The following is a 13,964-nucleotide window of genomic DNA, read 5'->3' as shown; positions in this document are numbered from 1 at the left end:
AGATATAAAAAAACCGCAAATTACTTTGCGGTTTTTTTGTTTATGATATCTGACAATTATAGTTTGTCAGCATTCTCCGCTAGGTAGCTCGCTACGCCTGCAGGGCTAGCGTCCATACCTTTAGAACCTTCTTGCCAACCAGCAGGACAAACTTCACCGTGCTCTTCATGGAAGTTTAATGCATCTACCATACGTAACATTTCATCAATATTACGACCTAGAGGTAAATCATTCACTACTTGGTGACGAACGATACCGTTAGCATCAATTAAGAAAGAACCACGGAAAGCCACACCTGCGTCAGGATGTTCAACATCATATGCTTGGCAAATATCGTGTTTAACGTCAGCCACTAATGTGTACTTAACTGGGCCAATACCACCATCATTGATGGCAGTGTTACGCCATGCGTTATGGCTAAATTGAGAATCGATAGAAACACCAATAACTTCTACACCACGTTTTTGAAATTCAGCATAACGCTTATCAAATGCGATTAACTCTGAAGGACATACAAATGTGAAATCAAGTGGGTAGAAAAACAATACTGCTGCTTTACCTTTAATGGCTTCGCTTAGAGTAAAACTATCTACAATTTCACCACTTCCTAGTACTGCTGCAGCAGTAAAATCTGGTGCTGGACGACTAACTAATACACTCATGAACTTCTCCGACTCGTTATGATTAAAATAGCAAGGGAAGATACATCCCCTGCAACGGGATTAATTTATTAAACATCAATTTAGACATATAAGTACAGATAAGCAAAAAACAATGCTTCAGGTCCAAATATTTTGATTAATTTTTTTATATGTACACTAATAATACGATCAAACACTTGATCTTCATGTGAATAACAATTATTCTTATTTACATCAAGATTACTAGGGTTATTTATGTACGTTTGCTTATGCCACGGCATCACAGATAAAATGATTAAACAGACTGTTTTAGAAGACGGTGTGGGTAATATGCGTGAACTTAAAAGTAAACTAGGTGTAGGCTCTCAATGTGGAAAATGTGTACAACTAGCACAAACTATTATCGACACCACAATATATGACGAATCTTTATTTAAAGAAGTCTGTTAATCAAGTAAATTTTTGACTAAAACGCCGGTTCATTGAACCGGCGTTTTTTTATTGCCTAATAAAAATATCTATCGTTATTCTATTCAATGAATCCTACATAAAATAGTGATTAAATGTGCATATAGTCAGGGCAGACTGGCTGGGAAACAGGTTCTTTAGTCTGATGCACTAAGTTATATTGACAAGCATTTACTATATCACTTAATGTGAAAATTATTTTGTCATATAATTTGTAGAGGCCAATGAAAAATATAATAAATCTTTCCCTTAAAAATACCTTTGTTATTTCCCTTTGTGTAATGTCGTCGTTGAGTTGTGCAGAAACCACTGAACAATGGATTGATAAAAACGAAAACGAGAATTATACACCGCGCCATGAATGTTCATTTGTACAAGCTGGTGAAAAATTTATTATGTTTGGTGGCAGAGAATCAGCTAAAAAACTAGATGTCTACGATTATAAAACCGATAGTTGGAGTACAGGGGGCTTGGCTCCAAAAGAGTTTAACCATTTTCAAGCAACCACTTATAAAGGTTTTATTTGGGTAATTGGTTCATTTAAAACCAATAGTTTTCCTAAAGAGATACCTGAAGACAATATTTGGCTCTATCACCCACCTAGTCAAAAATGGATACAAGGACCAGAAATACCAGAAAATCGTCGAAGAGGTGGCGCAGGCCTAGTGGTCTATAAAGATAAATTTTATCTTGTTGGCGGTAATACCATAGGACACAACGGTGGATATGTTAATTGGTTCGATGAATATGACCCAACAAACAATACATGGACAGTGCTTGAAAACGCTCCTAACGCAAGAGACCATTTTTTTGCGGCAGTAATAGACAATAAATTATACGCTGCCGGTGGCCGGTTGTCGGGCGGACAAGGCGGAGTATTCACACCGCTTGTAAAAAAAGTAAATACATACAATTTTGATACGAAAACTTGGTCTTCATTAGCTGCTGATTTACCCACACCAAGGGCTGCACCCGGTATTGCCGTTTTTAATAACGAACTATTAGTGATGGGTGGCGAAGGAGAAAAATCAGGACCCGCATACAAACGCGTCGAGGCTTACAATACCATTAATCATACTTGGTCTCGCAAACCTGATATGCATTACCCCAGACATGGAACCCAAACCATTGTCTCTGGAAAAGGTATTTATATTGCTGGGGGCTCACCAATACGTGGTGGTGGCAGTCAAAAAAACATGGAAGTATTTAACCAAGATTCCCCTGCTGGCGAAAAGTTAGTTTCATCAACTCTTAATATTCCAGTCAGCATATCCATAACTGCTGGCGCTAACCAAAAAATAGTTATACAGAATTCAGCTGGAAATACCGCCAGCTTTATTAGCAGCGTCACTATTAGTGGTAAAGATAGTGATAAATTCAAAATTAAAAGTGATCTAGATTTTAAGTTAGTGGATATTAACGGCAGCTTACCAGTAATTATCGAACATACAGGGACAAACGCTGGAGATACAGCACAAATAAGCATTACCTACAATGGGGACAAAAAGATAAGCAGTATGCTCAGTAGTCATTAGTTTAGCCTGTCGGTGCTGTGAATATTAAAATCCGATGACCTCTGGTCATCGGATTTTTTTGCAAATTAGGTTCCAATTACTCAACAAAGTCCTCATTCGCTTTTACCGTAAGAGGGTGATAACTGTCTTTTGCTTGGGCAAACGCTTTTCTCGCCATTTTACCTTCTACCGTTTCAGACAAAGCTTTATACAAAGGTTTAACCAGTTTATTTCGACCAATAGTGGTTAAATAATTATGTAGCCGTTGGAATGCTGGTTGATACCAATTTTTGACACTCATTAATAACCAGCTATGAGCAATTTCATTATTATGACTTTGGGTTAATTTAAAAGCCAGATCTAACTCAGTTAACTGCTGTTGGCTTAACTTTTCTGGCATATTATTTAAAAAGTATAACCATTGATGTACTACCCAATCTTGACTATCTATTTCACTAGCTTTTATTTTACCTACTAACCAATCAGCTCTTACCTTGTCTATTTCAGTAAAAGCAGTTGATTGTGGTACAGGAGCATTATTTGGAATACCTGATTGAAAAATCCACTCATTGATACGGGATAGCGACAATTTGTCAGAATAGTCTTTAAGTAAGGTTTTCTCTAAATATTCGACAAATTCGTCGCTACTAATACTTTGAAAAGCAAACTCGTTAAAATAACTTAATAAAAACCGATCGAAATTATCTCGCCCTACTTTTTGCTCTAGCTCTTGTAAAAACAACGCCCCCTTCTCGTAAGGAATACTACTGAACACCTCATCAGGATCCCTGCCCCTTAAATCAATCGCTAAAATTTGATCTTCAGCAGCTAGATTATCTAGATCGTTTTGTAGATCTTGTCGTCCCAAGACAGATTCCATCGCATAACGATTATCGCCGTAGACCATTTGCATAATGCGATAAGTTAAATAGGTGGTAAACCCTTCGTTCAACCATAAATCGCGCCAAGTGGCATTGGTCACTGTATTACCCGACCAAGAGTGGGCTAACTCATGGGCGATTAACGACACTAAACTCTTATCACCGGCAATCACTGTGGGCGTAATAAAAGATAAACGAGGATTTTCCATACCGCCAAAAGGAAATGACGGCGGTAATATTAATAGGTCATAACGATCCCAACTATAAGGGCCAAACTTTTCCTCAGTAGCAATGAGCATAGATTCGGTATCTTCAAACTCTTGAGCCGCAGCTTGTAAAATTCCTTTTTCAGCATATACCCCAGTTCGTTGCCCCATAGCTTTAAAATGTAAATCTCCCACAGCTAAAGCGATTAAATAAGATGGGATAGGTTGTGGCATAGAAAATTCATAAATACCATCACGTTCTGGATCAGGCTCATTAGATGCACTCATTACAGCTATCAAGTCTTTTGGAGTACGTATGATCGCCTCATAGGTCATTCTTACTTGTGGAGAATCCTGTAAAGGGATAAAACTACGGGCATGAATAGCTTGTGCTTGAGTAAACAAAAATGGCTGCTTTTTACCTGCTGTTTGCGCAGGTGTTAACCACTGTATTCCCGAAGCTAGTGGCGAAGTATGATATTCAATGGTTACACTATTGACTTCATTTGGTATGTTTATGCTTAAAGCGGCTCCTAAAAAAGAGTCTTGTGGGGTCAATTTATAATCTAGAGTCTGCCCATTAGCAGTGATTTTTTTAATACTAAGATCTCGAGTATCAAGTACTAGTTCTGTACCTAGTTTGTCTACTTTAGCAAAATCTAATTTTGCAGTACCTTGTAACACTTTATCGGTGAAGTTTACTTCTAAATCCAGGGTTAAGTGTGTCACTCTAAAAACATCAGGATTAGCAAAAGAATGATAATCAACCCCTACTTGGATTGGTTCAACGTTAGTTTTTATTACCCGTTGCTCGGTTGCAACAGAAGGTTTATTTTCTTCGGTAATAATATTTTTGGAACAAGCAGTACTAAAAATTAAAATTAAAATTAACACACTGGAAAATAGGGTTTTTATTGTCATTTTTATTTCCTGTAAGGATAATAGCTTTTTAAATTGTGCCATATAAGGAGTCACACTTTCTATTCAAAGGTAATCTAAATCAAATAAGTATAAACATAGAGTGATTAGGAGCTAGCAATGAAAAGTAATTTTTCTTCAACCGAATTCGATGACTTTTTTAATGAATTTAAAGATGTCGTGCCTCTTAAAAATACTAATGTAGTACAGACTATTCAGACCAGTAACAGTTTAGCCAAACAACTGAAAAGAAAAGCTATCGAAGCCGATCTTCAACGAATAAATAATTATCTCAGTGTTGAAAATGTTGAACCTGTAGACCCCTATGACCATTTGAGTTTTAAACAAGACGGGATCCAAGATGGCGTGTTTAAGAACTTACGCCTAGGTAAGTACAAAATAGATTCCGTAGTTAACTTACAAAATTTAAAATTTGAGCAAGCCAGAAGTCGTTTATTCACCCACATATTAAATAGCCACCAAACAGGCGATAGAAGTATTTTAATCAAACACGGTTTAGGTTTACACAGTAAACCATTTGCTGGATTCTTGAAAAGTTATGTCAACAAATGGCTAACACAAATGCCAGAAGTGATTGCTTATCATACCGCTTTATTAAATCACGGAGGCAATAGCGCTGTGTATGTATTACTTAAGAAAAATCAGCAGCAAAAATCTCATAACAGAGAGTTGTACCAGTCGAGATAAACAATAGTGTACTTAACATGCTCTAACTATATTACTGATTGTTAGAGCTTGTTGTTTGTTGAGGCAAGTCGGAGGATGTGGCGGAAGCACTCATTAGAGCGGCAACAATTAGAAAAATAACGGTAGCCAATACTCCAGCTAAACCAAAACCTTTACTTGAACGATTCATTAGCGTCTCTTATTATTTTACTTTTATTAAGTTAATTAAGTAGATTGTCTAATCTTCCGTGAATGGCTTATATGCAGACGTAACAGTCCTTGTCAACAATGAAAATATATTAATCACTATTTAGCTGATGTACAAGGGATTTATTATATATTCATTAAAAACATTGATTAACTCACTTGACATGTGAATTTTTTGTAAATTAACATAAAAATAGGGCGTTATTTAGATAACGCCCTATTCATTAATCGAATGATAAATTTAACAGCTTAGCCTAGATAAACTCGAGCATTTCTAAACATTCTCATCCACGCACCATCTTCTTGCCAATCTTCAGGATGCCATGAATTAGCAACGGTTCTGAATACCCTTTCAGGGTGCGGCATCATAATAGTGGCACGACCATCAGTACTGGTTAAACCAGCGATCCCCAAAGGTGAACCATTCGGATTAGCCGGGTATTGTTGAGTGACTTTGCCGTAGTTATCTACATACTGTAAAGCAACTGCTGTGTTTTGTAAGGCATTTACAGCACCTTGCTCAGAAGTAAACTCAGCGCGACCTTCTCCATGAGAAACAGCGATAGGCATACGAGAGCCTTGCATACCATTAAAGAACACAGACTTAGACTCTTTTACTTCTAACATAGCCACACGAGCTTCGAAACGCTCAGATTGATTAGTCACAAAATGTGGCCATAATTCAGCACCAGGGATCAAAGATTTAAGGTTAGACAACATTTGGCAACCATTACATACCCCTAATGAAAATGAATCATTGCGGGCAAAGAACTCTGCAAATTGGTCACGAGCTTGGTTGTTAAACAAAATAGATTTCGCCCAACCTTCACCGGCACCTAAAACGTCACCGTAAGAGAAACCACCACAAGCCACTAAACCTTTAAAGTCTTCTAAAGATTGTTTACCTGATAATATGTCACTCATATGTACATCGATAGCATTAAAACCAGCGCGGTCAAAGGCAGCAGCCATTTCAACGTGAGAGTTAACTCCCTGCTCTCTTAATATCGCCATTCTTGGTGCAGCACCTTTAGCAATATAAGGCGCAGCAACGTCTTCAGTCACATCAAAAGTTAATGCAGCATGTAAACCAGGATCGGCAGCATCAGCTTTGGCTTGATGTTCTTGTTCGGCACAATCAGGATTATCTCTTAACTTCTGCATGTGGCGAGTAGTTTGTGCCCAAGTTTGACGATAAAACACTCGGCTATTTTCTAACACTACTTGGCCATTTTGCGAAAACACAATCTGATCTGTGCTATTTAAACCACCAATTTTATGCACGATATCTTGCAAGCCATGCTCAGCCAAAATAGCTAACACTTTATCTTTGTTACTTGACGCAATTTGTACCACAGCCCCTAACTCTTCGTTGTATAACGAATCGATAGCCGCTCCGGTTAGTGTATCAAGGTTAATATCTAGACCAGTTTTCCCCGCAAATGCCATTTCTACTAATGTGGCGAATAAACCACCATCAGAACGATCGTGGTAGGCCAATAATATTTTTTCATTCACTAATTGCTGAATAGCTAAAAAGAAACCTTTCAACAAAGGAGCTGAATCGACGTCTGGAGCTTGGTTACCTAGTTGTTGATACACCTGAGCTAAACAAGAGGCACCTAAACGGTTTTGACCTTGGCCTAAATCAAGTAATAACAATTCTGTATTAGCCACTTTAGTATTTAATTCTGGAGTCAAGGTTTTACGAATATCTTTCACTGCACCAAATGCAGTAATTACAAGTGATAACGGTGAAGTCACCGACTTTTCAACACCATCATCTTGCCAAGTGGTTTTCATCGACATAGAATCTTTGCCCACTGGTATAGTAATATCTAAGGCAGGACACAACTCTTCTCCCACAGCTTTAACGGCTTCATAAAGACCAGCATCTTCCCCCGGGTGACCGGCTGCCGACATCCAGTTTGCAGATAAATTAATACGTTTCAGATCGCCAATATCAGCGGCTGCGATATTGGTTAGTGACTCACCCACCGCCATACGAGCAGACGCAGCATAGTTAATCAAAGCAATAGGAGTTCGTTCCCCCAAAGCCATGGCTTCACCTTGATAAGTATCATAAGCACTGGCGGTAACCGCAACATCGGCAACAGGGACTTGCCATGGGCCAACCATCTGATCACGAGCAACCATACCCGTCACCGAGCGGTCACCTATAGTAATCAAGAATGTTTTTTCAGCCACAGTAGGCAAACTTAAAATACGTTCTGCCGCTTCAGCTATATCCATCACACTGGTATCGACTGCAGAGGTATCTAACTGTTTAGATTCAACATCACGATGCATTTTAGGGGTTTTACCTAACAATACATCTAATGGCATATCGATAGGATTATTGCCAAAATGACTATCACTTAGGGTTAAGTGTTCTTCTGCTGTCGCTTCACCTACAACCGCAAACAAAGCTCTTTCACGACGACAAATTTCTTCGAATACTGGCATGTTTTCTGGTGCAACCGACATCACATAACGTTCTTGAGATTCGTTACACCACACTTCAAGCGGTGACATACCCGGCTCATCATTTGCCACTTTACGTAATTCAAAACGACCACCTCTACCAGCATCGCTGACGAGTTCTGGAAAAGCGTTAGATAAACCACCCGCGCCCACATCATGAATAAATTGAATCGGGTTGTTATCGCCTAACTGCCAACATTTGTCGATGACTTCTTGGCAACGACGTTCCATTTCTGGATTACCTCGTTGTACCGAAGCAAAATCTAAATCTTCGTTAGATTGGCCGGATGCCATAGAAGATGCGGCACCACCACCTAAACCTATATTCATCGCCGGACCACCAAGGGCAATAAGTTTTGCACCGACAGTAATTTCACCTTTTTGAATATGTTGTTTACGAATGTTACCTAAACCACCGGCTAACATAATAGGTTTGTGATATCCCCTAACTTCTTCACCATTAAAGCTATTAACTTTTTGTTCGTAAGTACGGAAATAACCAAGAATACTAGGGCGACCAAATTCATTGTTAAATGCAGCGCCACCTAAAGGACCATCAACCATGATGTCATAAGCACTAACGATACGTGCAGGTTTACCAAAATCTGTTTCCCAAGGTTGTTGAAAACCAGGGATACGCAAGTTAGAAACAGAAAATCCCACTAAACCAGCTTTGGGTTTAGAACCACGACCAGTAGCCCCTTCGTCACGTATCTCACCACCAGACCCAGTTGCAGCTCCTGAAAATGGCGCAATAGCAGTTGGGTGATTGTGAGTTTCAACCTTCATTAAGATATCGATATCTTCATGGTGATAGGTATATTCATTGGTATCAGCAGTGGGGAAAAAACGTCCGGCAAAACTGCCTTCCATAACGGCCGCGTTATCTTTGTATGCTGAGTGAACATTTTCACCACATTGTTCAAAGGTGTTTTTAATCATTTTGAACAATGATTTAGGTTGTACTTGGCCGTCTATAGTCCAATCTGCATTAAAGATTTTGTGACGACAATGTTCTGAGTTGGCTTGAGCAAACATATACAACTCTACGTCATTTGGATTACGTCCCAAACGTGTAAAGTTCTCAAATAAATAATCCACTTCGTCATCAGCAAGTGCTAAGCCCAAACGGATATTGGCTTGTTCTAAAGCTTGTTTGCCTTCTTCAAGCATTTTTACCGAAGTCAGGGGGCTAGGTTCACCTTGAACAAATAAGCTATTAGCTTCACTGAGTTCAGCTAACACCACTTCTGTCATGCGGTCGTGTAACAAGGATTTCACTTGAGATAATTGCTCTGAGCTTAATGCATCGGCTTGAACATAATAGGCAATACCACGTTCTAAACGTTGTACAGACGTTAACCCACAGTTGTGCGCAATATCAGTAGATTTAGAAGACCATGGCGAAATTGTGCCAGGTCTTGGTGTCACCAATAATAATAAGCCTTGAGGCTGATGTTCTTGGATCGACGGCCCGTAGGTAAGCAGCTTAGATAACACTTGGCTTTGCTCATCCGTCAACGGACTTAGCACTTTTGCAAAGTGAACATATTCGGCATAAATGCCAGTTACAGGAAGTCCATTATCAGCAAACTGAGCAAGACATTTATTTACACGAAAATCAGATAAAGCAGGCGTACCGCGAAGCACTAACATTATGTCATCACCTTGTAGCAGAATTGGTTAAAATTTATTATTTTAGCCAATCAATTATTCGGGGGGATTTTAGCGGCGAATTATAGGGTAATTTGATCAAATTGATAAGCGTACATATTTATATAAATGAGTTTTATTTGTTCTAATAACAATATCAATCCATAACTTTCCATTCTGGATAGTGATAACACGCTTAAAGAACTGGATGATTTAATAGATTTTAGTCACAATGGGCAATCAAAATTGATGAGGCACACATTATCCGACTGCAAACTTGGTTACTGCTCTCCATATTTTTGCTTAGTGGTTGTAACGATACAAAACAAGCATCAAGCTTAGGAGAAGTATTAGATTCAGGCGTACTAAAAGTAGGTACGACTTATGGTGTGACCACTTACTATAATGGCGCCTCTGGTCCAGTAGGGTTCGAATATGAACTAGCCAATGGTTTTGCCGATTACTTAGGCGTGAAACTAGAAGTATTTCCCTATTACAATCTTAACGAACTGTTTCCGCAGTTAAAAAACCAACACCTAGATCTAATCGCAGCGGGGATAAGTGTTAGCCCAGAACGCTATCAGTCCTTTAAATTTGGCCCTGCATACCAAAAAGCCAGTGAAAAGCTGGTGTTTAAGCAAGGTAATACCTGGCCCAGAAAAGCCGAAGATTTAGCAGGAGAACTAGTCGTCATTGCAGGTGGCAGCCACAATGAATCTTTAACACGTATACAACAAACCACTCCACAACTTAGCTGGCAACAAACAGATGATAAAGATGTCGAAGAGTTACTTGAACAAGTATTAAATAACGAACTCGATTACACAGTGGCCGATTCTAATGTTTTGGCTTTAATGCGTCGACGACATCCAGAATTGGCGATTGGCTTTTCCATCAGCCCAGAGCAAGACATTGCTTGGGCTGTGAATAAAGAACAAGATGATTCCCTACTTGCAGCACTAATTGAATATTTTGGTATCATTCAAAATAATGGCATTTTAGCGGCCCTTGAAGATAAATATTTTGGCCATGTTAGAAAATTCAATTATGTAGACACCCGTGAATTCATTAAAGCGGTGAATAATGTATTGCCTAAATACCAAGCTTGGTTTGAACAATACGCAGGTGATTTAGACTGGCGATTACTCGCTGCTATGAGTTATCAAGAAAGTCACTGGAAACCACATGCCAAATCTGTCACTGGGGTCAGAGGCATGATGATGTTGACCCTAGGTACCGCAAAAGATTTAGGCATTGAATCCCGACTTGATCCTGAACAAAGTATTAGAGGTGGCTCTGATTACTTAGCCAATATTCTAAGTCGGATACCTGATCGTATTCAACCGCCAGATAGTGTCTGGTTTGCCTTAGCGGCCTACAATATTGGTTTAGGTCATCTAGAAGATGCTAGGGTGTTAACTGATCGACAAGGGGCAAATCCCGACATGTGGGTAGACGTTAAAATTCGATTATTACAATTGAGACAGAAAAAATATTATAAAACTACTCGCTACGGCTATGCCAGAGGGCATGAAGCAGTCACATATGTAGATAATATTCGTCGTTACTACGACACCCTGGTTTGGTTAAAGGAACAACGACCAGAAATGCTTGAAGAGCCTATCCTTGAGCCAATTGAAGAATTACCAGCAGAAGAGTTACAAGCTGCAGAGTTAACAGCCAAAGAATAAGTATTTAAAACAAATTTAGTACAAAAATAAATCAATAAGTTTAATTGTTGTCACATTCTGGTCATATTTCTACTTTATTTTTGATCTTGATGAAACTTTTTATATTCATCATTTGTCTATTATCAAAACAAAGGAGATTTAAATGAAAAAACGAAATACTATGTCTAATCGAAAAACGTTAGGCAGTAACTGCCGCAGACGTCAACTTTTAAAACGTGTTCATCAGAGAGTCATTTCTCGTAGACAACAGTACCAAGGTATGGAATTAATAGAAGAACTTGCACAGGCGTGTTAATGTCCTGCCTCGTTCTTCTGTTTTTTTAACCACTTTTTCTCTGTACGACGCCTCTTAAAAAACTCCGATAATCGATTCCCGCACTCTTGTGCTAATACACCACCTGTAATTTCTACTTGGTGATTTAATTTATCATCTGCCACTATATTCATCACACTCCCCGCGGATCCAGTTTTTGCATCTGCTGCACCAAATACTAAACGAGTAATTCGGCTATGTACCAGTAATCCTGCACACATAAAACAAGGCTCTAAAGTCACGTATAAAGTTGTATCTACTAAACGATAGTTTTCAATAGTTAAACCTGCTTGGCGGATGGCCATCATCTCAGCATGAGCGGACGGATCGTGAGTAGTAATAGACTGATTCCAACCTTCACCTATTATCTTGTCGTTTTTAACCAACACAGCTCCTACAGGAATTTCCCCCTGCTGTTCTGCATTATTTGCCAATAACAGTGCATGGCGCATCCACTTTTCATCGAGTTCTTTATTCACTATTTTTCACTATTTTTTTGATAACTTGGTTAATTTCATCATTTAATTGGTTAATTTAACCAACCCAGAAACAAATCACTGTCTATTTATATGGCTATCTACTTGATAAATAGGACATTTAAATTTTGGTAAGATATTTGCTATTTGATAAATATCAAACATAAGCATAAACTTTTTATAATTAGAGACAAGAAAAAGAGGAACACAAATATGAATATGACAGCAATCGCCATCGTAGCTATATCTTGCTGGGCAATAGTAGAACTGGTTAACGGACCCAAAGGAAAAAAGAAAAACAAAAAGGACATTGAAAAAGATAACCAAGCTAGCCAACTTGAATTAGAAGTGATTGCACTAAGAGAACGTGTTGAAACCCTCGAAAAAATTGTCACTGATGAAAAATATGATCTTCACCGTCAATTTAACGACTTAAAAAAAGATGACGCAGCTTAAAGTTGTTTGAAGGTTAAACTTCGGTTGTGGTCAACTTGTATTTTTAGCAATGAAAAATGTTTATCAGATCATTCAATACGAATTGGATTTTCTGCCTTCGAGAGCTTAGATGATAATAACACTAGCTCTCAAATTTGCTCCCTACTAAACCTAGTACGCCTGTTGTTTTAAATAAGATGCTGCATACATAGACAATAACTTAACCTGCTCTTGCTCTGTGAGTTTCTGTAAGCGCCTATTTAGATATTCCTTGGCTATTTTAGCTTCGCCATCATCTATCGTAATGGCCAGATTACTGTCTAACATTTTTGCCGATATAGGCCCTGTAGAAAAACTTTTATAACCATCAAGTATTGCATGATCTAAGTGTTCAGCGACTTGTTTGGCATTGTCAAAGTCGCCAGTCAGCTGTTCACCAAAATGCAGATGGACTCGTCCTTTTTGCCCAGTAATGCCGCGCACTATACTTTGTACGTCTTCGTTATCTGGTTTATTGTAACAACCTTCTTCTTCAAGCTGCTGTAACTCTCTCGCTTTACTAATATCACAAGGGTCGAATTCATAAGAGATTGACACAGGCACAATACGTAAGGTTTTGAGATAATCTGCAAACTCTACTGTTTTTGGCTTATTCAGAGTAAACATAGAAATAATAGCAGGGTTAGTCTGATCATGTCCGTCTTTAGCACGCCCTTCTTTTTGCGCAATCCAAATATGTTGTTGATCATTATTTAGAGTAAATTCGATATACTCACTAAGCAATTTAGCAGCAGCTAATTTCTCTCTTCTATCGGTAGCAGAGCGTTTCACAATGAAGCATTTGTTTAAACGAATCAGATCGGCAACCCACTCCTTTTTAAGTAAGTTATCGCCTACCGCAATTCGCACGGTATCTTGACCATTGACGTGTAATGCCCAATTAACAAAAGCAGGATCAAGGGCTATATCCCTATGATTGCTAATAAACAAACAAGCCTGAGATAAATCTAAATTATTAATACCACTGACGGTAAACGAATCAGTTGTGGTGTTTATCATCCTTTCCATATAGGGCTCAACTAAATGTAAAAACCCTCTTAAGGTTTTCACTCCTGCCATTTGTTTTAATATGTACTGCCTAGTAATAAAAGCTAATACAGGTCGAAAAAATTTCGGCCACGCAGCAAACTTAAATGCCACTAAACTCGCAATAAATTCCTTATTATTAAAAAGTTTATTTAAAACAACGGGTAAATCGGCGTCATCATAGGGACGAATAGAATCAAACTTGCTTGTCATTGAAGGTAACGAATAGTCTTTGTAAAATTACAGTTAAGTATTGTGCCGACAAATACCAAATTCGGCAAACGCTTTCATAAAGGTCGGCTCT

Annotated in this window: 12 protein-coding genes; 6 read left to right on the top strand and 6 right to left on the bottom strand. The window is 38.6% G+C overall.

All coding sequences use genetic code 11. The annotated features are described in order from the left end of the window. Nucleotides 1-56: 56 nt before the first annotated feature. Entirely contained in the window at nt 57-662 is a 606-nt protein-coding gene (locus GQR87_RS07095; protein WP_158967894.1) for a peroxiredoxin C, read from the bottom strand. A 234-nt stretch (nt 663-896) separates the two neighbouring features. Between GQR87_RS07095 and GQR87_RS07090 the strand changes: the two genes are divergently transcribed. Together GQR87_RS07090 and GQR87_RS07085 are read left to right on the top strand one after the other, a co-directional pair. After that, the gene (locus GQR87_RS07090; protein WP_158967893.1) at nt 897-1,091 is read left to right on the top strand and encodes a (2Fe-2S)-binding protein; all 195 of its coding nucleotides are present in this window, start codon (nt 897-899) and stop codon (nt 1,089-1,091) included. 242 nt (nt 1,092-1,333) lie between these two features. After that, a complete protein-coding gene (locus GQR87_RS07085; protein ID WP_158967891.1) occupies nt 1,334-2,644 on the top strand; it encodes a galactose oxidase in 1,311 nt (436 codons plus the stop codon). A 76-nt stretch (nt 2,645-2,720) separates the two neighbouring features. On the opposite strand, the gene GQR87_RS07080 is transcribed toward GQR87_RS07085, so the two are convergent. Then, entirely contained in the window at nt 2,721-4,631 is a 1,911-nt protein-coding gene (locus GQR87_RS07080) for a M1 family metallopeptidase (RefSeq protein ID WP_158967889.1), read from the bottom strand. A gap of 117 nt (nt 4,632-4,748) precedes the next feature. Between GQR87_RS07080 and smrA the strand changes: the two genes are divergently transcribed. After that, nucleotides 4,749-5,336 (top strand): DNA endonuclease SmrA, encoded by a 588-nt coding sequence (gene smrA / locus GQR87_RS07075; protein WP_158967887.1) that lies wholly within the window; start codon nt 4,749-4,751, stop codon nt 5,334-5,336. A gap of 31 nt (nt 5,337-5,367) precedes the next feature. On the opposite strand, the gene GQR87_RS22150 is transcribed toward smrA, so the two are convergent. Beyond that, complete coding sequence (locus GQR87_RS22150; protein WP_199271700.1) at nt 5,368-5,505, bottom strand: hypothetical protein; 138 nt, start codon at nt 5,503-5,505, stop codon at nt 5,368-5,370. Nucleotides 5,506-5,771: 266 nt separating this feature from the next. Then, entirely contained in the window at nt 5,772-9,662 is a 3,891-nt protein-coding gene (purL, locus tag GQR87_RS07070) for a phosphoribosylformylglycinamidine synthase (protein WP_158967885.1), read from the bottom strand. A 296-nt stretch (nt 9,663-9,958) separates the two neighbouring features. Between purL and mltF the strand changes: the two genes are divergently transcribed. Both mltF and GQR87_RS22145 read left to right on the top strand, forming a co-directional pair. Further along, on the top strand, nt 9,959-11,350 hold the full coding sequence (gene mltF / locus GQR87_RS07065) for a membrane-bound lytic murein transglycosylase MltF (RefSeq protein ID WP_370459621.1): 1,392 nt from the start codon (nt 9,959-9,961) through the stop codon (nt 11,348-11,350). Nucleotides 11,351-11,492: 142 nt separating this feature from the next. Beyond that, nucleotides 11,493-11,645: a hypothetical protein gene (locus GQR87_RS22145; RefSeq protein WP_199271699.1), complete on the top strand. Its 153-nt coding sequence runs from the start codon at nt 11,493-11,495 to the stop codon at nt 11,643-11,645. Here GQR87_RS22145 and tadA read toward each other — a convergent pair. Next, nucleotides 11,642-12,142 (bottom strand): tRNA adenosine(34) deaminase TadA, encoded by a 501-nt coding sequence (gene tadA, locus GQR87_RS07060; protein ID WP_158967883.1) that lies wholly within the window; start codon nt 12,140-12,142, stop codon nt 11,642-11,644. The genes GQR87_RS22145 and tadA overlap by 4 nt on opposite strands. Nucleotides 12,143-12,352: 210 nt before the next feature. On the opposite strand from tadA, the gene GQR87_RS07055 reads away from it, so the two are divergent. Then, nucleotides 12,353-12,595, top strand: a complete 243-nt coding sequence (locus GQR87_RS07055) for a hypothetical protein (RefSeq protein ID WP_158967881.1) — start codon at nt 12,353-12,355, stop codon at nt 12,593-12,595. A gap of 150 nt (nt 12,596-12,745) precedes the next feature. Here the strand turns inward: GQR87_RS07055 and GQR87_RS07050 are convergent, their stop codons facing one another. Next, nucleotides 12,746-13,873: a 1-acyl-sn-glycerol-3-phosphate acyltransferase gene (locus GQR87_RS07050; RefSeq protein ID WP_158967879.1), complete on the bottom strand. Its 1,128-nt coding sequence runs from the start codon at nt 13,871-13,873 to the stop codon at nt 12,746-12,748. Between the last annotated feature and the right edge of the window lie 91 nt (nt 13,874-13,964).

Source organism: Paraglaciecola sp. L3A3 (assembly GCF_009796765.1).
In the GTDB taxonomy this organism is placed as follows: Bacteria; Pseudomonadota; Gammaproteobacteria; order Enterobacterales; family Alteromonadaceae; genus Paraglaciecola.
Note: the sequence above shows the minus strand (reverse complement) of the source record. Positions and strands in the feature narration are given on the sequence as shown.